Origin of the sequence: Gordonia sp. IEGM753, from assembly GCF_050321825.1 — a bacterium.
Lineage (GTDB): Bacteria > Pseudomonadota > Gammaproteobacteria > Pseudomonadales > Pseudomonadaceae > Aquipseudomonas.
The window spans coordinates 530,595-550,685 of sequence record NZ_JBNQGB010000004.1 but is presented as its reverse complement, the minus strand read 5'-3'; the positions used below and the strand labels follow the sequence as shown (position 1 = coordinate 550,685).

16 protein-coding genes and 1 pseudogene are annotated in these 20,091 nt (G+C 58.4%); 8 read left to right on the top strand and 9 right to left on the bottom strand.

The annotated features are described in order from the left end of the window. Positions 1-178 precede the first annotated feature (178 nt). Positions 179-964, top strand: a complete 786-nt coding sequence (locus ACQR3R_RS22235; protein ID WP_428275369.1) for a hypothetical protein — start codon at positions 179-181, stop codon at positions 962-964. Next, entirely contained in the window at positions 957-1,409 is a 453-nt protein-coding gene (gene rimI / locus ACQR3R_RS22230; protein ID WP_201120507.1) for a ribosomal protein S18-alanine N-acetyltransferase, read from the top strand. Before ACQR3R_RS22235 ends, rimI begins: the two co-directional genes overlap by 8 nt. 84 nt (positions 1,410-1,493) lie before the next feature. Here the strand turns inward: rimI and ACQR3R_RS22225 are convergent, their stop codons facing one another. Next, positions 1,494-1,904, bottom strand: coding sequence for a hypothetical protein (locus tag ACQR3R_RS22225; RefSeq protein WP_428275367.1), 411 nt, complete (start codon positions 1,902-1,904; stop codon positions 1,494-1,496). A gap of 182 nt (positions 1,905-2,086) precedes the next feature. Here ACQR3R_RS22225 and can point away from each other — a divergent pair, with 182 nt between their 5' ends. Then, positions 2,087-2,731, top strand: a complete 645-nt coding sequence (gene can, locus ACQR3R_RS22220; RefSeq protein WP_428275365.1) for a carbonate dehydratase — start codon at positions 2,087-2,089, stop codon at positions 2,729-2,731. 63 nt (positions 2,732-2,794) lie between these two features. Here the strand turns inward: can and ACQR3R_RS22215 are convergent, their stop codons facing one another. The 4 genes from ACQR3R_RS22215 to ACQR3R_RS22200 all read right to left on the bottom strand — a co-directional run bounded on the left by ACQR3R_RS22215 (position 2,795) and on the right by ACQR3R_RS22200 (position 9,761). Next, entirely contained in the window at positions 2,795-4,426 is a 1,632-nt protein-coding gene (locus ACQR3R_RS22215; protein ID WP_428275363.1) for a hypothetical protein, read from the bottom strand. Positions 4,427-4,437: 11 nt separating this feature from the next. After that, the gene (locus ACQR3R_RS22210; protein ID WP_428275361.1) at positions 4,438-6,135 is read right to left on the bottom strand and encodes an Hsp70 family protein; all 1,698 of its coding nucleotides are present in this window, start codon (positions 6,133-6,135) and stop codon (positions 4,438-4,440) included. Positions 6,136-6,309: 174 nt separating this feature from the next. Next, positions 6,310-8,007, bottom strand: a complete 1,698-nt coding sequence (locus ACQR3R_RS22205; protein WP_428275359.1) for an acid phosphatase — start codon at positions 8,005-8,007, stop codon at positions 6,310-6,312. Between the two features lie 335 nt (positions 8,008-8,342). Continuing rightward, on the bottom strand, positions 8,343-9,761 hold the full coding sequence (locus ACQR3R_RS22200; protein WP_428275357.1) for a TIGR00366 family protein: 1,419 nt from the start codon (positions 9,759-9,761) through the stop codon (positions 8,343-8,345). A gap of 179 nt (positions 9,762-9,940) precedes the next feature. Between ACQR3R_RS22200 and ACQR3R_RS22195 the strand changes: the two genes are divergently transcribed. Next, on the top strand, positions 9,941-11,326 hold the full coding sequence (locus tag ACQR3R_RS22195; RefSeq protein WP_428275355.1) for an aminotransferase class I/II-fold pyridoxal phosphate-dependent enzyme: 1,386 nt from the start codon (positions 9,941-9,943) through the stop codon (positions 11,324-11,326). On the opposite strand, the gene panB is transcribed toward ACQR3R_RS22195, so the two are convergent. After that, positions 11,323-12,141 (bottom strand): 3-methyl-2-oxobutanoate hydroxymethyltransferase, encoded by an 819-nt coding sequence (gene panB, locus ACQR3R_RS22190; protein WP_428275353.1) that lies wholly within the window; start codon positions 12,139-12,141, stop codon positions 11,323-11,325. The genes ACQR3R_RS22195 and panB overlap by 4 nt on opposite strands. Before the next feature lie 169 nt (positions 12,142-12,310). On the opposite strand from panB, the gene ACQR3R_RS22185 reads away from it, so the two are divergent. Continuing rightward, positions 12,311-13,627, top strand: coding sequence for an MFS transporter (locus tag ACQR3R_RS22185; protein ID WP_428275351.1), 1,317 nt, complete (start codon positions 12,311-12,313; stop codon positions 13,625-13,627). 6 nt (positions 13,628-13,633) lie between these two features. On the opposite strand, the gene ACQR3R_RS22180 is transcribed toward ACQR3R_RS22185, so the two are convergent. Beyond that, entirely contained in the window at positions 13,634-15,004 is a 1,371-nt protein-coding gene (locus tag ACQR3R_RS22180) for a GntT/GntP/DsdX family permease (protein WP_428275349.1), read from the bottom strand. A gap of 335 nt (positions 15,005-15,339) precedes the next feature. Between ACQR3R_RS22180 and ACQR3R_RS22175 the strand changes: the two are divergent. Then, positions 15,340-16,479, top strand: a pseudogene (locus ACQR3R_RS22175) (methyl-accepting chemotaxis protein); the annotation flags it as partial. Between the two features lie 187 nt (positions 16,480-16,666). On the opposite strand, the gene ACQR3R_RS22170 reads toward ACQR3R_RS22175, so the two are convergent. Together ACQR3R_RS22170 and ACQR3R_RS22165 are read right to left on the bottom strand one after the other, a co-directional pair. Then, positions 16,667-17,035, bottom strand: coding sequence for a cupin domain-containing protein (locus ACQR3R_RS22170; protein ID WP_428275348.1), 369 nt, complete (start codon positions 17,033-17,035; stop codon positions 16,667-16,669). A 76-nt stretch (positions 17,036-17,111) separates the two neighbouring features. Then, on the bottom strand, positions 17,112-17,921 hold the full coding sequence (locus tag ACQR3R_RS22165) for an AraC family ligand binding domain-containing protein (protein ID WP_428275346.1): 810 nt from the start codon (positions 17,919-17,921) through the stop codon (positions 17,112-17,114). 151 nt (positions 17,922-18,072) lie between these two features. Here ACQR3R_RS22165 and ACQR3R_RS22160 point away from each other — a divergent pair, with 151 nt between their 5' ends. Together ACQR3R_RS22160 and ddlA are read left to right on the top strand one after the other, a co-directional pair. Next, positions 18,073-18,714: a LysE family transporter gene (locus tag ACQR3R_RS22160; RefSeq protein WP_428275345.1), complete on the top strand. Its 642-nt coding sequence runs from the start codon at positions 18,073-18,075 to the stop codon at positions 18,712-18,714. Between the two features lie 10 nt (positions 18,715-18,724). Next, complete coding sequence (ddlA, locus tag ACQR3R_RS22155; protein WP_428275343.1) at positions 18,725-19,819, top strand: D-alanine--D-alanine ligase; 1,095 nt, start codon at positions 18,725-18,727, stop codon at positions 19,817-19,819. Positions 19,820-20,091: the final 272 nt, after the last annotated feature.

Sequence of the window (20,091 nt, the reverse complement as noted above, 5' to 3'; positions counted from 1 at the left end):
TGGCCGGCTGGTTGGCAATTAAAAGCAGCGATTGTACTGCATCACGGGCAATGCGATTCACTCTCGGGACGGGCTGTCGCTTTTTCTGTTCGTGAGGTCTACCGATCAACAGCGCGGGCGATCTTCTGCGAAGGGCGGTAGAATCACCGCACTTTAGTTATCCACAAGTGGCCGACCCTTGCTAATCGAGTCCCGCCGCCGCGCTTATTTGACCGCCATGCAGGTGGTCAACTGGCTGCCGCGCACCGAATTGCCTTTTGCCGCGCCCTCGCGTCCCGAGTTGCTCGAGATGCCCGAGCCATTGGTCGTGGTGCCATTGGCCCCGGCCACGGCCCCGGTGGCCGAAACCCCTGTCGAGCCTGTGGTCACACCGGCCGAACGGGTAAAAATTGAGGTGCCGCGTCCCTCGTTGGCCAGCACTCGCACCAACGCCCGTGTCGACGAAGAAGTGGCTCCGGTTGCGATAAAGGCAACTGTGACGCCGCCACCTCGTTTCGCCTTGCAGTTATTGCGAGCCGGTCGCTGCCTGCTGTTGGTGGAGTTACCCACAGGCGGAGCGTTCCAGACCCGCGATCCTGCGTATTTATTACTCAAGGACATGTTGCGCGCCGCCGGTTTGCCCGACAGCCCGCAAATCATTGGTGAACCAGTGCGCTGGCCACTGCTGGTTCGCGGCAACATGGACCAAGGCCCGGAAGCGGCGCGCGATTTTGTGCAAGGCTTTCTCTCGGCCCGCCTGGAAGATGCGCCGTGTGTTTGCGTGTGGCTGATCGGTCTGCCGGCCGTGCGTTTCGCCGGTGAAGCGAATGCCGAATCCTTCAACCGTGAACTCCAGGTAGAAGGCCTGGGCTCGGTCTGGGCCCTGCCGGGTCTGGAATTATTAATGGAAGAGCCACAGCGTAAGGCTGATGTCTGGCAAGCCATGCGTCGGCTGATGGCGCGCTGGAAAGAATCGAATGAGTGACGCTGTATCGTTCCGCCCGATGACCGAGGCGGACCTCGACGCTGTGCTGAAAATCGAATACGCCGCGTACAGTCATCCCTGGACCCGCGGGATTTTCCTCGATGGCCTGGGTAAATATCAGATCTGGTTGATGTTCGAAGGTCAGCAGCAGGTCGGCCATGGTGTGGTGCAGATCATTCTTGATGAGGCGCATCTGTTGAACATCACCGTCAAACCGGAGAATCAGGGCCGAGGCCTGGGTTTGACGCTGCTTGAACACTTGATGTCCCGGGCGTATGACGCCAAGGCGCGCGAGTGTTTCCTGGAAGTACGCGACAGCAACCGTGGCGCGTTTCGGCTATACGAGCGTTATGGGTTTAACGAAATCGGCCGGCGCCGCGATTATTATCCTGCCGTGGGTGGCCGCGAAGATGCCGTCGTCATGGCCTGCACGTTAGTGGATTAGGCCTTTAAAGCATCACGAGCAGGCTAGTGGATGGCATTAATCCACTGTGGGTGTGAGCCTGCTCGCGATGGCGTGTCGCCAACATCAACCATCACGATTACCGTCCATCGGATCGCGCTCCGCCAGTTCAGCCTCATCCAGCCCATTGCCTCCGCCGATTTCGTCTTCGTCGACAACGCTTAAATTCCAGTCTGCCTGTTCGCCTTCACCGGCTTCACTGGCATCACGCGCGCCGTCTTCACGGATCAGCGTTTCAGGGCTCATGTCATCATCGGTGGGCTCGTGATCATCGGTCGAGGCCCCGGTCATCCCTGCTTCGCGCACACGCTCCCCAGGCATCAGGTGCTCGCGTTCGTTGTCCGGTATTTCGTCGCCAATTTTGGCGGTGGGTTCATCCTCATCGAAATCCAGCTCGTGCATCGAACCCATGCGGTCTTCGTTATCATCGATGGGTTCTGGTTGTACCGCATCGTAAGGACGTCGTGAATCAGTCATGGCAATTCCTCATACTGTGGGCCTTACTAAGGTGGACCCACGGCGTTGCCCAGAATTCCACTGATGTGCAGCGAGGCTGGCCGGCACGGAAAACAAGGCGTCAGCAGGTATCTGTATCTTGCGCGTGACCTCGACGGGCGGTTGTCTGTCATATCAGCGCATCATTATCGAGGCTTCAACGCATGAACGAATTACAAGATCTGATTGATAACAACGAGCGCTGGGCAGACGCGATCACTAAAGAAGATCCTGACTTCTTCGCCAAGCTGGCCCGTCAACAAACACCGGAATTCCTGTGGATCGGCTGCTCTGATGCCCGTGTACCGGCCAACGAAATTGTTGGCATGCTGCCCGGCGATCTGTTCGTACACCGAAACGTTGCCAACGTGGTGCTGCACACCGACCTTAACTGTCTGTCGGTGATCCAGTACGCGGTAGACGTGCTCAAGGTCAAACACATCCTGGTCACTGGCCACTATGGCTGCGGCGGCGTGCGCGCTTCGATGCAGGATCGCCAGTTAGGCCTGATCGATGGCTGGTTGCGCTCGATTCGCGATCTGTACTACGAAAAGCGTGAAGAACTCGCCAGTTTGCCGACCGAAGAAGAACGCGTAGACCGTCTCTGTGAACTCAACGTGATCCAGCAAGTGGCGAACGTCGGGCACACCAGTATTGTGCAAAATGCATGGCACCGCGGGCAGAAACTGTCCATCCACGGCTGCATCTATGGCATCAAGGATGGTCGCTGGAAAAGCTTGAACGCGACCATTAGCGGTTTCGAGCAATTACCGCCGCAGTACCGCTTGCGCCCGGTCGAAACGCTGTAAAAATGATCAACAAGGACGTTGCCGACGTCAGGGCCGCCAACGTGCCCTGGACGTCGGCTTTCTTCAGCCTGGTGTGATACGCGTCAGTTGCAGTTGCGGGTAATACAACTGGCAGACCAGGTTGATGCCGATCATGACCACTAAAAACGCTAACTGCAGCGGGCTGAAGTGCGCCCAGTGCAGTGCGGTCAGCCATGGCCGCCGCTCGGCCAACTCCGGATCGAGCTGACCGATACGGCGTTTGTGCAAGAACCCGATCAGCATGAACCCGACGTAAGTCACCAACCCCAGCCAGCCTTGCAAGACTGCAAACAACAGCAGCATGACCGCTTGCGGCACACCGTGTCGTATCAGCAGCCAGCGAGTATCCGGGTTCAAGCGTTGCGGTATCACTCGCTCGGTCAACCACAAGTCCTGAACAATGACGTGGGACGTTATCGGCACCCACCAACTCAGTGCGAATCGAAAAAACCAGACCGGAACGCAAGCAAACACCATCGGGATGGCAATGCTGAAGCCCAAGGATTTGTGCTCGCTGGGCAGGTAAAACAAATAGAGCGCCAGTGCGATGGCGGCCCAGACACGCACCCAGGTTTGGGGCGCGATGGGACGCGGGAAAAAGCGTCGCCAAAAAAACACATCAGCCGACGGCAAACGAGCGAGCAATGCGGGATAACGCCATTTGAGCGTTTGCGCCAAATCGTGGCAGGCCTGCCACTCATTCTGGCCAAACCCGTCGATCATCTTTTTTTGTTGTGGGGGCGGCAAAGGCTTCATCAGCAAATGCGCCGCCTGCACATCGGCAGCCCACGTGCGATTCTGCTCAGCCTTGGCTTGCAGGTTTTGGTAAAAGGCTTCCTGGTTACAGCGTTCGATCAACGCCTGCCAAGTGGCGGCCGGCTCCGGATGAATGCCTTTTTTATCGTCCCAGCCAAAGACCTGACCGACACGGTCAAACAGCGGCAGGCTCCATTCGGTGTCGTTGAACAGTTGCAGGATGACTCGCTGCCATTCCTGGCGACGGTCGAACACCTGCAACCAGGGTTGTGCGGTGTAGTGTTTGAGCTGGTTCAGAAACTCACGCTCTTGCGAACTCTCCAGTCGTTCGCGCAAGGCCTGTCGATAGTCCTGCAGCAAACTACTGGCCAGCGCCTCCTGTTGCCATTCGTTCATCTGCACGTTTTGCCAAGGCGCCAGCCAGTCCAGGTTCTGGGCTGCCCAACCGGCAATCGAGCTGCGCAAGCCAGGATGATCGAAGCACAACTGCAGCAAGAGTTGTTCAAACGCCTGGGAGCATTGTTGTTGCTGAGCTTGATGCCAGCGCTGGTCCAGATTCTCTTCTGTGAGCCCATCGAGCAGTGCTCGCGCGGTAATGTCAGCCTGCGGGAGGGCAGGCGTGGGGCGTTGCAAACTCAATGGCTGAAGGTCTAGAACTTCCGACCAGGCATTCAAGTTGCCGTGATGCTCCTGCCGGACATTTTCGATCAGCGCCGTGGCTGTTTCCGACTCACTGTCCTGCGCCTGTTCGGCGCGCCATTGGGCGATGCCGAGTGCTTCTTCATAGGCCTCGCGCAATCGCTGAAAACCTTCAGCGTCTTCATCGGGCCGGCAGCTTTTCAGCAGGCGAGCGTAGCTGCGCTTGATGGTGCGGGCATCGGCGTCGACGGTCAGTTGCAGTAAGGACCAGCAATCCATGTGGCTGCTCCTTAGTGCCAGTGGCCATTATCCAGCGTGCTCAGTTGTTGAGTCAGTTCACTGCGCGCTTCACGGATACGGCGTTCGTCCTGAGACTCCAGTACATGCTGGAACTGTTGCGCCCAGTGACCGATCTGTTCGCGCAACTGCCCCAGGCTTTCCTGATAAAGACGCTCAAGGCGCGCGGTGAGCACCGTGTTGACCTGTTGGTCGCGCGGATGAATCTTCAGTTGCGCCAGGCTCTGCAAGCGTTGTTGGATTTCTTCGGGTGTGAGCACGCCAGGATTGTTTTCGATCACCAGCGAGTGCTGTTCGCCCGTTAACGGGATAAGCACCTGGGCTTCGAGCAAGCCGTTGTTGTCGTAGGTGAAGCGTACATCCAGCGCAACTTCGCCGGCCTTGCGCTTGGGCACCTTGATGTCCAGTTGGCCCAGCGCCACGTTATCCCTGACCAGTCGACTTTCGCCCTGATAAATCTTCAACAGCACGTGTTCCTGGTTATCGCTCAGGGTGTAGACAGTCTTGACCCGACTCACCGGGACGATGCTGTTGCGTTCGATGATGGGCAAATAATGGCCGCTTTCGAATTGCTGGCCGACCTGGGTCGAGGTCTCGATGCCTAATGTGTAAGAGCAAACGTCTGTCAGTACCACTTCTTCGAGTGCCGCAGAGCGTGCTTTCAGCGCGGCCTGGATCGCGGCGCCGTGAGCCACCACTTCGTCTGGATCGAGGCTGATTGAAGGAAACCTGCCAAACAGGCCCGCCGCGAGTTTGCGCACCAGAGGCATGCGGGTGGTTCCGCCCACCAACAGTATTTCGTCGAGGTCGCTGACGCGAATTCGGGCGTCGCGCAAGGCGCGCTCGATGGGTGTACGCAGGCGTTCGAGTAACGGCGTGTAGAGCACCGCTAATTGTTGCTGGGTGACGGTTTGCGTCCATTGCTTGCCATCCACTCGCAAGCTGAACTCGGCGCTGCTGTCCTGTCCCAAGGCTTTGCGCACACGCTCGGCCTCGCGACGCAATGGCTGGATGACGCTGTTGCGATCAGGAAAATCATCGGTCAGGCGATGGTGCTCGATAAAGTGTTCAAGCAGGACGGTATCGAAATCTTCGCCGCCCAAAAAGTTGTCACCAGCGCTGGCACGAACCTCCATGACGCCATCGAACAGCTCAAGAATCGACACGTCGAAGGTGCCGCCGCCCAAGTCAAACACCAGGAAAGAGGTTTCCTTGTCCCGTTGATGCAACCCGTAAGCGAGGGCCGCCGCCGTCGGTTCGTTGATCAGTTTTTCAACGTTCAACCCCGCCAGTTCACCGGCAATACGTGTGGCTTTACGCTGGGCATCGCTGAAGTAGGCCGGAACGCTGATCACCGCTTCGTGCACGGTTTCGCCGAATGCACGCTCGACGTCTTCCTTCAGGCTTTTAAGCACCAACGCCGACAATTCTTCCGGGCGGAATGTCCTGTTTCCCAGGCGCACCTCGGTGGCGCTGCCCATGTGGCGCTTGAACAGCGAAGTGGTTTGGTGCGGGTGAGTGTGCAAACGCTCGCGGGCGGCTTGACCTACCAGCACGCGGCCCTGATCGTCCAGGCCGACCACGCTGGGTGTCAGGAACTGTCCCAGTGCATTGGTCACCAACTCGCTGGACTCTCCTCGCCATACGGCGACGAGGCTGTTGGTGGTCCCCAGGTCAATCCCTACGATCATCAATCGAACTCCCTTTCTTTTGGCAAAAAGTTGAAACAGAAAATATCCGCGCAAGGATATTACCGGAGAAGTGAGCGGTAAAGGAGGAGGGTGATGGCTATGAGCCATCATTTGCGATGAGCTGTAGTCAGTTCGCTTCAATGCAGAAGCGAACTGACTGCTCGGTGATCGCACTCAGGTGTTGAACGTCAGCGCGTTACTCAAATCGCCCATTGGTTTTTGCCCGCGCGCAACCATGGACTCATCTCGCAGCTTGATGCCATCGAGTTTTTCCAGATCGAATACCCGGGTAATCAATCGCAGGATCGAGGCCGTGTCGTAGACCGTGTGGTCCACCGTGCCTTTGCGTGAAAACGGCGAAATCACCAGTGCCGGAATGCGCGTTCCCGGTCCCCAGCGATCACCTTTAGGCGGCGCAACGTGGTCCCACCAGCCGCCGTTTTCGTCGACCGTGATCACCACCACCATGTTTTTCCATTGCGGGCTCTGCTGGAGCACTTTCAGTGCCCGCACGATATGCCGGTCACCAGACGCGACGTCTGCGTAGCCTGCGTGCATGTTCAAGTTGCCCTGTGGTTTGTAGAACGTCACCGCCGGCAGGGTGCCGGCCTGCGCATCGGCCAGGAATTTATTGGTACTCGACTCATCACCCAGACCACCGTCACGCAAACGCTTGCTGCGCTCTGCCGGGTTTTCCGGCCCTTGGCGCTGGAAATAGTTGAACGGCTGATGGTGGTACTGGAAGTTCGGAATCTTGGGGATTGACCCTGAATCCTTGTACTCATCAATCGTGGCTTGCCATGCGCCGCCATACCAGGCCCAGTCGACGTTCTTCTTCGACAACTTGTCGCCGATGTGTTCGTGGGTCTGCGGTACCAGCACGCTGGGCAATGGCTTGGCGTAATCGGGGCGCTCGGGGTCGCGGATCCAGGTCGGCCAGTAAGGCGGCGCCATGGTGTTCACGGCAAAACCATCAGGTGTCAGCAGGCTAGGGCCGAATTGCGGCGGGCCCGTCATGGCGCTGGCGGGTGATTGCTCCAGCGGCTTGAGCCGGTTATCCGTGGGATCGTCACTTTGCAATGTCGCGATTTGTGTCTTGGCGATCGAGTTGGCGGCGTCCGGGTAAAACGGCACTTGTGCGCTGATCAAGTACTGATGGTTCAAATACGAACCGCCAAAAGCACCCTGGAAAAAGTTGTCGCAGAGCACGAATTCCCTGGCGACATCCCACAGGCGCAATGAATAACGGGTTTGGGTGTAATGGCCGAACGTCAGGCCACCCGAGTCAGCCCATGCCACGAAGTGATCATTTTTGCCGCCGTTGATTTGCATCTGATTCTGGTAGAACACGTGCCACAGATCACGGGTCACCAATCCCAGCGGCAGGTCTTCGCCGTGTGGGCCTTTGAGACCGAACGGTACGTTGGGCAGGTTCTCCTGGAACTGCACACCGCTGGCGTACGCCACGCCATCGATCGTCTGCGGGCCGACCTGAGTCATGCCGCCCCACACCGGTGGCAGGGTCGACAGCACGCTGCCATCGCGATCCCGTTGTTGATACTGCTCAGGCTTGAGCGCGGACAGCGGATTTTCGACGCCCGGGAAATCTGCAAACAAGTTATTGAAGCTGCGGTTTTCACCGTAGATCACCACCACGTTTTTCACGTTATCGCGCAGTGCTTTATCCAGCTCGGACGCTGTCAGCGGGCGGTCTACCGGTTTTGCGGGTTCATCACCCTTGGGTCCGCAAGCACTTAAAGTTGCGCCCACACCCAATACCGCAACTCCGCCCAGGAAGCGGCGGCGGCCGGTATCGGCAGGTTGATCGGTTTCTGGGGAGGGGATGTCGTTTCCATCTGTTTCGTCGTTCATTCCGGCTCCTGTCTTACAGAGGTGTGACGTATTGTTGCTAGATGTTTCGGCGGGACGCTAGCAGCGCGATGTGACGGGGAGGTTACCAGCGCATTGATCGCATGGCGTAAATCAACCTTCAGGACAGTGGCTCTAAAGCGGTGGCCCGCCCGAACTAACCAAGTGCCATGGCGCAGCCTGCGTGGGATGCGCAGTCGCATCGCCCACGGCTAATTCGATATAAATCTTGAAGTCGTGTGGGCTACCGTTCAGTCAGCGCGGCCCGAATTGCTCAGCGTTTTACCGTCTGATCAAGGCTGAATGCACCTGCCACCAGGCAGGTGCATTCACTTCTGTTACGGCATCACCGGCGGCGTATACGTAAGCGTCGTTCCCAATGCCCACAGCAGAAACAGCACCAGCGGCGTGTGCACCAAGAGTTGCACGAACGAGAATCCGATCAGGTCCCGCGCCTTCAATCCCAACACGCCCAGCAGTGGCAACATGTAGAACGGGTTGATCAGGTTTGGCAGGGCTTCAGCCGCGTTGTAGACCTGAACGGCCCAGCCGAGGTGGTAGTTGAGGTCGGTGGCCACTTGCATCACGTAGGGCGCTTCGATGATCCATTTGCCGCCGCCCGAGGGGATGAAGAAACCCAGAATCGCCGAGTACACGCCCATCAACAGCGCATAGGTGTCGTGGGAGGCAATCGTGACGAAAAAAGTCGAGATGTGATGCGCCAGTGTTTGCGCATCAGTGCCCTTGACGGTGGTCATCAGCGCCGCAATCGAGCCGTATAACGGGAACTGGATCAGCACCCCGGTGGTGGTCGGCACCGCGCGGGACACCGCATCCAGAAAACTGCGCGGGCGCCAGTGCAACAGCGCACCGAGCATCAGGAACAGGAAGTTGTAAGTGTTGAGGCCGGAAATCGCGCTGATCGCCGGTTTGGTCGAAAACTCATGGAACAGCCACCCGGCGGCCAGCAGCACCAACAAAATGGTCAACAGCGGGCTGTGTTCCAGCCACTCGCCAGGACGAGTGCGCGGTTGCAGTGGCGGCAGGTTGAAGCTGGGGTCGATGCCGCAGGCTTTTGCGTCACGCGCAGTGTTCGGCCCCGGTGCGGTGGCGTAGGCAATGATCAGCGAAACAATGATCAACGCCAGCAACAAAACGCCCGACTGCCAGAGAAAAATGGTTTGCGTAAAGGGAATAACGCCGGTGATCGACAGAATCGATGGCGGCAGGCTGGCAGGGTTGGCCTGCAATTGTGCGGCAGATGAAGACAGGCCCAAGGCCCACACGGCGCCAAGCCCAAGATAGGCAGCAGCACCGGCGGCGCGGTAATCCATTTTCAGATCGACACGGCGGGCGAGGGCGCGCACCAGCAAACCGCCGAACACCAGCGACAGGCCCCAATTCAGCAGCGAGGCGACCATCGAAATCAACGCCACCCAGGCAACGGCGGAACGGCCGTTCTTTGGAATCCGCGCCAAACGATCGATCAATTTCACCGCGGGAGGTGAAGCCGCGACCACGTAACCGCCGATTACCACGAAAGCCATCTGCATGGTGAACGGAATCAAACTCCAGAAACCGTCACCGAAGGCCATGGCCGCATCAGTAGGCTTGGCGCCCATGGCCAGGGTGGCGACGGCCACGATAATCACCGCCAGCGCGGCGAATACCCAGGAATCGGGGAACCAGCGCTCGGCGAAACTTGAGCAACGCAGGGCAAAGCGGGCATAGCGACTTTCGTCGATTTCAGCGGCCACGGGAGAACCTCGATGTTATGTTTATTGTGGTCTGCAGGGCCGCAAAGGCCCGTCTGGACAGGTGCCAACATTAAATCAAACAAAATGTTTTTGCGGCGCTGTTTTGCCGGTTTGAGTGATTGCGTGGTGTCGGGCATGGGAGGATGCTGCGCCGTGCCTCTGCAAGGGAATGACGACGAGTGAACAAGGACAGCACATTTGCTTATCAAGTTGTGTATCGCTACTTGATCGAGCTGATCGACTCCAGCGCAACCGATGGCGAGTTGAAGTTGCCGTCATTGCGCCAACTGGCAGAGCGCCTGAATGTGTCGGTGTCCACCACCAAATATGCGTACGCCTTGCTTGAGGATGAAGGGCGCGTCTACTCGCGGCCCAAGCGTGGTTATTTCCGCTCTGAAACACCGGTACTGCGCCCGATAGCCACTGGCAATCTGCTCGACAACGTTTACGCCTGTGCGCGTCAGCCCGGGATGCTGGCGCTGTGCAGCGACGCGCCGTCGATGTTGCTGTCCATGGAAAATCCATTGTTGATGACCGAGCGCGAACTCTTGCGCCAGTACCCGCGTTCCGCTGTGCCGCTGTATCAACCGCTGGGTGAGATCGAATTGCGCACGGTGTTGGCCGAACGCTACACCTGCTCGGCCGATAACTATTGGCGGCCGGAGCAGGTGTACATCGGTGCTGACTTACGCAGCGTGCTGCAGATTTCTCTGGCCGCGCTGAAGCTGCATGGTTGCGTGGCGCTGGTTGAGTCGCCGTGTTCCTGGGCCATTTTGCGGCAGTTGCAGGTGGCAAATATTCAGGTGATAGAGATGCCTCTGCGGGCCGATGGTCGGGTTGATATGCCCATGGTTCATGGGTTGCTGCAGGGTAAAAATGTGGCATTGGCCGTGCTCTCATCAACCGTGAGCATTCCCCACGGCAGCCTGATGCCTGCTGCGGACAAACGGCAACTGTGCACATGGTTGAGCGAGCGGGGTGCCTGGTTGTTCGAAAACGACAGCTATGGCGAATTCTGCTTCGCGCAAGAACGGTCGCGCTACCGTGATTTTGCCGATCCCGACAGGCTGTTGGTGTTTGCCACCTTCGATAAGGTTATCGGGTCGGAAGCACCCTTTGGCTACGTTCTGGTTCGAGGGCACGAAGCGGCGATGCAACACCAGTTGCTCGACCGGGCGTTTCGCCTGTCACCGATTCGGCAAAAAGCGCTCGCCCGTTTGTATGGTTCACGACGCATCGATCAGCACACTCACCTGTTGCGGGGCCTGCTGGGTGAGCGCATGAAGCAAATGACCGACCTGCTTCAGACGCACGCCGCCGACCAATTGAATGCAGTGGTGCCGGCCGGAGGCGCGACGCTTTGGGTGCAATCCGTGCGTGCGGTGGATATGCGCCAGGTTTACCAAAGGCTGTTGGCCGACAACATCGTCATAGCGCCGGGTGAATTGTTCAGCCAGCAAGGTTTGTGGCGTGATTGCCTGCGCCTGAGCTACACCGTGGACTGGAGCAAAGACATCCCCAAGGCTGTGAAAGCGCTGGCGCAGGCGATAGATCAAACGTATTAGCTGACGCCGTAACAATGCTGCAGATTTGGAAACTGCCCGTTGCGCACTTCTGCGGCGAAACATTCGAACGCCTGGCTCATCAATGCGCCGGCATCTGCGTAGGGCTTCACAAAACGCGGCACATGTTCGCCACCCAACCCCAAAAGATCTTCAGTGACCAGCACTTGTCCATCACAGGCGGGTGAAGCACCGATACCGATGGTCGGCATCGCGGAAAACTCACTGATACGTCGCGCCACCGGTTCGGCCACGCCTTCCAGTAACAGGCTGAAAGCACCTGCCGCGAGGTGCGCGCGGGCATCTTCCTCAAGCGCGGTGGCCGTCGCTTCATTCAGGCCCTGAGCCTTGAAACCACCCATGACATTGACGTACTGCGGCATCAGGCCGATGTGTGCCATCACCGGAATACCTCGCTGCACCAGAAACTCTACCGTGCAGGCCAAGGCTTTTCCGCCTTCTAGTTTGAGTGCATCGCAACCGGTGCGGGCCAACACTTCGGCGCAATTGCGATACGCCTGCTGCGGTGATTCCTGATAGCTGCCAAACGGCATGTCGGCAATCACACAGGCCAGCCGTGTACTGGCGACGACTGCACGGGTGTGGCCAATGATTTCTTGCAGGCTCATGTCCAGGGTCGAGGTGCGGCCGTAGCCCACCATGGCGGTAGAATCGCCGATTAAAATGAAGTCGACGAACGGGTCCATCAACTGCGCCATCGAGCGCGTGTAAGCGGTTAGCGAGACGATTTTCTGCTGGCCTTTCATGGCGACCAGTTGCGGAACGGTCAGGCGTTTGCTGCGTGTATGGCTGCTCATGGCGGCTTTCCTGTGGCTTGGAAAGTGCTCGATTATTGGTTTCGCGAAGTGGAATTCAATGCACAGAAAAAGGCTAAAACCCAACCCAGTGGTTTGATCGGGTTGTTCGCCGACGCGTTTGCGTAGACCATGAGCACCTTGGATTTTGCCTACGCCAGAGTTCTTTTTGATGACTGCCATTACCGATCCGCGCCCGGCGCCATTCACCCGCTCCGACTACAAGACCCTCGGCCTTGCGGCACTGGGCGGCGCGCTGGAAATCTACGATTTCATTATTTTTGTATTTTTCGCGCTGACCCTCAGCCAGCTGTTCTTCCCGCCGGAAATGCCCGAGTGGCTGCGCTTGTTGCAAAGTTTCGGCATTTTCGTCACGGGCTATCTGGCGCGGCCGTTGGGCGGGATTCTGATGGCGCATTTCGCCGACAGGCTGGGGCGCAAGAAAGTCTTCAGCCTGAGCATCCTGATGATGGCGCTGCCCTGCCTTTTGATCGGCATCATGCCGACCTACGCTCAAATCGGCTATTTCGCACCGCTGTTGCTGTTGGCCCTGCGCATCCTGCAAGGCGCGGCGGTGGGTGGCGAAGTGCCTAGCGCCTGGGTGTTCGTTGCCGAACATGCGCCGGCCGGGCACCGGGGTTACGCGCTCGGTTTCCTGCAGGCAGGGCTGACGTTCGGTTACCTGATCGGCGCCCTGACCGCGACGTTTCTGGCGCAAGCGTTTACCCCGGCGGAAATCCTCGATTTCGCCTGGCGTTATCCGTTCCTGCTGGGCGGTGTGTTTGGTGTAATTGGCGTCTGGCTACGACGCTGGCTCAGCGAAACCCCTGTGTTCATGGCGATGCAGGCCAAACGCGAGGCGGCGGTCGAGCTGCCGTTGCGCACGGTATTGCGTGAACATCGCCTGGCTATGTTGCCGGCGATGATCCTGACCTGCGTGCTGACGTCGGCGGTCGTGGTGTTTGTGGTCATCACGCCGACCATGATGCAAAAGACCTTTGGCATGAGCGCCAGCCATACTTTCGCCCTCAGCGCGTTGGGTATCGTCTTCCTGAACATTGGATGCGTGCTCGCCGGGCTGCTGGTCGACCGGGTTGGCGCCTGGCGCACGGTCATGCTGTACAGCCTGCTGTTGCCGCTGGGCATTGGCGTGCTCTATACGTGCCTGATCATTGGCGGTAACTGGATCGGTTTGGCGTACGCGATTGCGGGGTTGAGTTGTGGGGTCGTGGGCGCGGTACCGTCGGTGATGGTCAACCTGTTCCCGGCGCGGATTCGTGTCTCGGGAATTTCCTTCACCTACAACATTGCCTACGCCGCATGGGCCAGCATCACACCGCTATTGCTGATTGGTCTGATGCCGTGGAGCCCATGGATCTGCGTGATTTTTTGCGCCGTGATGGGGGCGGTGGGCGTCAGCAGCGCGGCCTATTTCGGCGCGCGCATGCCCACTGTGGGAGGGCGCAATGCAGCGCCCTGTGTGCAATGACGCTTATCACGTCAACCAATGCCACCAGAGCAGCGTCCCCACCAATCCGACCACCGATACGATGGTCTGCAGGATCGACCAGACCCAAATGGTCTGTTTGAGCTGCAGGCCGAAGTATTCGCGCACCATCCAGAAACCGGCATCGTTGACGTGGCAAAAGAATACCGAGCCGGCACCAATCGCCAGCGCCACCAAGGAACTTTGAGTGGCGGCCAGGCCTGCCATCATCGGCGCCAGAATCCCGGCCGTGGTGGTGGTCGCGACGGTGGCAGAGCCCGTTGCCTGACGCAATGCCACGGCAATCAGCCACGCCAGCAGCAAGTACGGCATGTGGGCGCCTTCGGCGACTTTACTGATGGTTTGGCTGACGCCGGCATCGAGCAATGTTTGTTTCAAACCGCCGCCGGCACCGATGGTCAGCAGTAATACTGCGATCGGCGCGAGACTTTTGCGCAGTGTGCCGCCGACTTCTTCACGCGGCATGCCGTTGGCCCAACCGAGGCAGATCACCGCGGCCATCACCGCAATGCCCAGTGCAACCAATGGCTCTCCCAGAAACTTCAAGGTCAGGGCTACGCTGCTTTCAGGGCTCATGGCGACTTTCGCCAGCGTGCTGCCGAGCATCAGCAATACCGGCAGCAGAATGATCAGCAACGACATACCGAAGCTTGGCTGACGCGGCGCCTTGGGCGGTGCGCTGAACAGTGCGCCGAGTTCGGCAGGTTCGTCGACGTGCATGCGTTTCGACAGCCAGTTGCCATAAACCGGCCCGGCCAGAATGACTGCCACAATTGCGATGCTGAACCCCAGCAACATGGTCAGGCCCAGGTCGGCGTGCAATGCACTGACCGCGATCAACGGGCCGGGATGCGGCGGCATCAAGGCGTGCAATGTGGTCATGCCGGCCAGTGCGGGAATGGCGATTTTAAGCAACGGCTGACCTGAACGACGGGCCATGACGAAAATGATCGGCACCATCATCACCAGGCCCACTTCGAAGAACAGCGGCAAGCCGATCACCATCGCCACCAGCGCCATTACCCAAGGCAACGACTTGCCTTTGCCGAGCCCCAGCAATGTAGAAGCAATGCGGTCGGCGGCTCCGGATTCGGCCATCAGTGCGCCCAGCATCGAGCCCAGGGCGATGATGATCCCCGCTTCGCCAAGAATCGCCCCGGCACCTTTGCTGAACGCCTTGGCAACTTCTTCGGGTGGTAAACCAGCGCCGACACCGGCGATGAAGGTGCCGATCAGGATTGACAGAAAAGGAGGGAGTTTGGTGGCGCTGATCAGCACGATGATTGTAGCGATTGCCAGCAGGCAGCACAGAATCAGGCGGGTGTCGTGAAACATCCAGGCAGCGGTCGATAAATCCAAAATGGAACTCCTTATCGGGTGATTACCACTGCAACATGTTGTTGCAATTTTCCAAGAGGATACTCGATGTGGCCGGCGTAGAGCGGCGGGTTTTGAATTCACAGCCCGATTGAAAGGCTAAAAATGTTCGGACTATTTTTGTAGGACAAGCCTGAAATGCGCTTAAGAAAACAATCTCAAGGCCGATGGTTAGGCTGCATATCGCTTTTCACCCTGCCCATCGGTGCGTCCTCATGTTCAATAAACGCTTGAAGCAAGAGCTGTTGGCTCTTCGCGAAGAACTTTCCAGCCTTCAACAAGTGAAGGACAGCCTGGAAAGCGAGATGCTGGTTCTGACGCTTGAGGCCGATGGGCGAATTCAGTCGGTGAACCCCAATTTCACCAGTGAGATGCTCTACAACAGCGCCGACCTGATCGGCCGTGCTCTGGACGACATTGTTCCGGCGCAGGTGAAGTCGGACGAATTCCATCAGCGTTTCAAGACTGCCCTGACCCGTGGCGAGCACTTTGCCGGTACCGTGCGTTTACTGCGTGGTAATGGCCAGGAAGCCTGGCTGCGTTCGATTGTGCAGCCCGTTCGCTCGGCAGACGGGCGCATCAGTCACTTCTCGATTTATTCCAGCGATTTGACCCGCACCATCGAAGCGTCCCGCGAGCACGAGAACCTGATTAGTGCGCTGGTGCGTTCGACCGCGGTTATCGAATTCGATCTCAATGGCAATGTGCTGATGGCCAACGACCGATTCCTCAACGGAATGGGTTACAGCCTGGCGCAGATCCAGGGCAAACATCACCGTCTGTTCTGCGTGCCCGAGGAATACAACAGCGCCGAGTATCAGAATTTCTGGCGCCGCCTGAACGCCGGGGAATTCGTGGCCGCGCGTTTCAAACGCATCGACAGCCATGGTCGGCAGGTCTGGCTGGAGGCGTCCTACAACCCGGTGGTCGACGCCAACAACAAACTCTACAAAGTGGTGAAGTTCGCCACCGTGATTACCGACCAGGTCAATCAGGAGCGAGCGGTCGCCGAAGCCGCAAACATTGCCTACAGCACCTCGCAACAAACGGACAACAGTGCGCAGCGTGGGACCGCTGTGGTGACTCAGGCCGTGGATGTGATGCGTGATCTGGCCAAGCACATGCAAACCGCCAGCGAAGGCATTGAAGCGCTGAACGAACAGTCGTTGGTGATCGGCAGCATCGTCAAAACCATCAGCGGAATCGCCGAACAAACCAACCTGCTGGCGCTGAACGCCGCCATCGAAGCCGCTCGGGCTGGCGAACAAGGACGCGGGTTTGCGGTGGTGGCAGATGAAGTCCGGCAACTGGCTTCGCGGACCAGTCAGGCCACCGATGAAATTGTGCTGGTAGTGCGCCAGAACCAGGACATGGCGCGCAACGCCGTGGCGCTGATGACCGATGGCAAACTCCAGGCCGAGCAAGGCCTGGCATTGGCAGCGGAGGCAGGCACCGTGATTGTCGAGATTCAGGACGGTGCGCAGAAAGTGGTCAACGCAGTCGGGCAATTCGCCAGCCAACTGTCGACTTAAACCAGACCGACGCCGACCACGCGACCGTCGACGCTGTCTCCAGGAGCAGGCCGGGTTGACGTTTGGCGACCCGGTGCACAGCAAAACACCGGTGCACTGAGGCGTTGGTTGTTCACACCCACAGGTCATTCTGAGCGGTGCGCTCGCCACCTTCGTGGCCCGTGTTCAACACGCCTTTGGGTTCGATCAGCAGGAGTTTTACCTCCTGCTCGGCGAACGGTTTGTGTTCCACCCCTTTTGCCACCACGTACATCTCACCGGCGTTCACCCGCACGTGCCCGTCGCGAAAATCGATGCGTAGTTGCCCTTCGAGCACGATGAAGGTTTCATCGGTGTCGAGGTGGTCGTGCCAGATGAAATCCCCCAGCAGCTTTACGACCTTGAACTGGTAGTCGTTCATTTCGGCGATGACCCGTGGCGACCAATGCTGGTCGATCAGGGCGATTTTTTGCGCGAAGTTCAAACTTTCATAAGCGTTCATCTAGTAGCTCTCATGGTTGATCCTGCAACCACGATAGCCCGCACGCCAGCGTGTTTCTTGTACGATTGTGCGTGGCTCAGCGCCGCTGCATTTTCAGCCAGCGCGCGGGCGACAATCCGTAGGTTTTACTGAACTGACGGCTCATGTGGCTTTGATCGGTGAAGCCGGCAATCAACGCCGCAGTCACCAGTGGCTGGCCCTGAATCAACAGCGAACGAACCAGGTCGAGGCGGCGCATGGTCAGGTAGCGATAAGGGCTGGTGCCGAACAACAGACGAAAATCACGCGACAGGCTCCAGCGATCCCGACCGCTGTGTTGGGCCAGCTCATCCAGGGTTACGCTGCGATCGAGGGCGCTGTGCATGAATTCGCGGGCGCGTTCTGCTGCCACGTAATCGAACGCAGGATGTTTGGTGGCCACGCCTGAAACGTTGCTTAAGGCTTGGGCAAGATCAAACAGCGCATCCTGTTCTTCCAAGGGGTCGAGCGGGCAATCAAGACTGTGCAGCAGCACCTGCGTTGCCGCGAACAATCGCGGGTCGTTTGATACTCCGTGCTTGATGAATGGCAGCGGCCGCCCACCCAGCATCTGCTGAATCAGCGCTGGTTCGATGTACATCATCCGGTACTTGAACCCGAGTTCGGTGCCGGCCTCGCCGTCATGCACTTCGTCCGGGTGCAGCACCATCGTCCCGCCGGGCAGACTGTGCCGCCAACTGCCTCGGTATTGAAAACGCTGTACCCCAGCAAGGGTTCGCCCAATGGCATAGGTGTCGTGGCGATGGAGGTCGTAACCGTGGCCGGCAAAAAAAGCTTCGAATCGCTTGAGTCCACCGACGTCAGGCGCACGGTAAAACCAATCATCGATAGGCGTTTGCCTGGCCATGGAATGCTGTTCCCAAAGGTGATACGAGCCACGTTAACCCAACGAGCGGCTGATTGTCTGCTGACGTTGAAACGGTGGTGCGGGTAGAAAAACGTCGGCGAATGTTGCAAGGTATTGCCCATCCTCTCAAGCCACCCAGGCGCTCCCTACCATGGACATGTCTCACTTGAGCTACGCCGCTCCGTTGTTGTCACTGGCGCTGTTATGGACCGTTGCGGTGGTGACGCCTGGACCGAATTTTTTTAACGTCGCGCAATTGGCGGCCAGCCGTTCCAAGCGCCACGGCGTGGTTGCCTCGTTGGGCGTGGCAACGGGCACGGTGCTGTGGGGGGTGGCGGGTGGCATGGGCATCAAGTCGCTGTTCAGCGCCGCGCCAACGCTTTACCTGAGTTTCAAAATTGCCGGCGGTTGCTATTTGATTTACCTGGGCTTGAAGCAGTTCAAGCGCAAGCCACCCATTGTGACAGGTGATGGCTCCTCGATTGATATCGCACCGCGCACGTTGTTGTCGGCGTATGGCCAGGGGTTTCTGGGCAATATGACCAACCCCAAGGCTGCGTTGTTCGTCGCCACGATCTTCGCTACCGCGATGCCGGCCACCGTGCCGCCGATGTTGCTGGCGCTGGCAGTGCTGACCATGGCGACGTTGTCGTTCAGTTGGTATTGCAGTGTGGCGCTGATCTTTTCCAGCCGCCGGATGGCGGGTGCCTACGGCCGTTCACGTAAATGGCTGGACCGCCTCGCCGGCAGTTGTTACCTGCTATTCGGGGTGCATCTGGTGGCCAATCGTTGAGGTGTTTTGAATGAGCAAGCTGCGGGTTGGGATCATTTTTGGTGGGCGCTCGGCAGAGCATGAAGTATCACTGCAATCAGCGAAGAATATTGTCGACGCGCTCGACCGGTCGCGCTTCGAACCGGTGCTGATCGGTATCGACAAGCAGGGCCTTTGGCACTTGAATGATCCGTCGAACTTCCTGCTCAATCAGGAAAACCCGGCGCTGATTGCCCTCAATCAGTCCAACCGCGAACTCGCCGTTGTGCCCGGCAAAGCCAGCCAGCAATTGGTCGAAACGTCGAGCCAGGAACTGCTGGGCCATGTTGATGTGATCTTCCCGATTGTCCACGGTACGCTCGGCGAGGACGGCTGCCTGCAAGGCTTGTTGCGCATGGCCGATCTGCCGTTTGTCGGCTCTGATGTGTTGGGTTCAGCCGTTTGCATGGACAAGGACATCAGCAAGCGCCTGCTGCGCGATGCCGGTTTGGCGGTCACCCCGTTTGTGACCCTCACGCGCGTAACCGCGAAGCGCACCGGGTTCGACCAGGTTCGGCAAAAGCTCGGTTTGCCGCTGTTTGTCAAACCGGCGAACCAGGGCTCTTCCGTGGGTGTGAGCAGGGTTGAAGACGAAGCGCAATACGTGGCGGCTGTCGAACTGGCGTTGGGCTTTGATGAGAAAGTGCTGATCGAATCCGCCGTCAGCGGTCGTGAAATCGAATGCGCAGTGCTCGGCAACGAAGACGCCATCGCCAGCGGTTGTGGCGAGATCGTGGTCAGCAGCGGGTTTTATTCCTACGACAGCAAATACATCGACGCACAGGCCGCACAAGTGGTGGTCCCGGCAGACATCAGCGCCGAGGCCAGCGAGCGTATTCGCGCCTTGGCCGTCGAGGCGTTTCACGTGTTGGGCTGTTCGGGTTTGGCGCGGGTCGACGTGTTCCTGACCGACAGTGGTGAAGTGCTGATCAACGAAATCAACTCGTTGCCGGGCTTCACGCGCATCAGCATGTACCCCAAGTTATGGCAGGCTGCCGGCATGACCTACAGCGAACTGGTCAGCAAATTGATCGAGCTGGCGCTGCAAAGACATACATCGCGCAAGGGGTTGAAAATTTCGCGGTAAGTGGATGCCGCTTGAGCCACGAAGCGGCGACCTTGATCAAACCTGCTTCACCGGTTGGGCGCTCAGGAAATCTGTGGCGAGGGGATTTATCCCAGCTCAGGGAATCTGTGACGAGGGGATTTATCCCTGCTCAGGGAATCTGTGACGAGGGGATTTATCCCTGCTCAGGGAAATCTGTGGCGAGGGGATTTATCCCCGTTGGGTTGCGCAGCGGCCCCGGCGTCCAGTCCATACAAGCTGATGGGGCAGGACTAGCGACTGCTGCGCAGTCG